A 569-nucleotide genomic window follows, 5' to 3' on the forward strand; every position below is an offset into this window, starting at 1 on the left:
CGCGGGGGCGGCGAGGCGCGGCGCGGCGTGCGCCAGCGCGACGGTCTGGGCGACGGCGACGGCGACGTGCGACGACGGGAACGCGGTGCCGCGCGACGAGCCGGCGGCGAGCAGCGCGAGCACGACGCGGCGCGCGGCGCCGTCGGGGACCGTGGCGGGGGCGGGCCACTGGTACCACGGCCCCTGCACCGGCCACCACGCGAACACGACGTAGCAGGCGACGAAGGCGGCCCACACGGCGAGCACCGAGGCCGCGAAGGCGTCGCGCCGCCCGCGCCACCAGAGCCACGCCGGCGGGACGTAGATGAGCGCGTAGTAGCTCAGGTACCCGAGGTGCAGCAGCTCGCCGAGCGCGGGCGACGGCCAGCGGGCGCTGAAGGCGAGGGCGGGGCTCGCGCCGAACCACCGCGCCTCCCACCGCAGCACGGCCGCGTCGTGGAGCGCCGAGCGCCCGAGGCCGGCGGCGACGTGGGGGAGCGCGGCGTAGCAGAGCGGCACGGCGAGCAGCGGGAGCCAGCCGCCCGCGGCCGCGAGCCGGACGCGCGCGCGCAGCGCCCACGCGGCGGCGA

General features: G+C 80.3%; 1 protein-coding gene. It reads right to left on the reverse strand.

From position 1 onward, the window contains the following. On the reverse strand, positions 1-569 hold a 569-nt coding region (locus tag PYV61_RS26435), incomplete at both ends, for a phosphatase PAP2 family protein (RefSeq protein WP_275836875.1).

The organism is Roseisolibacter sp. H3M3-2 (assembly GCF_029211165.1).
GTDB lineage: Bacteria > Gemmatimonadota > Gemmatimonadetes > Gemmatimonadales > Gemmatimonadaceae > Roseisolibacter.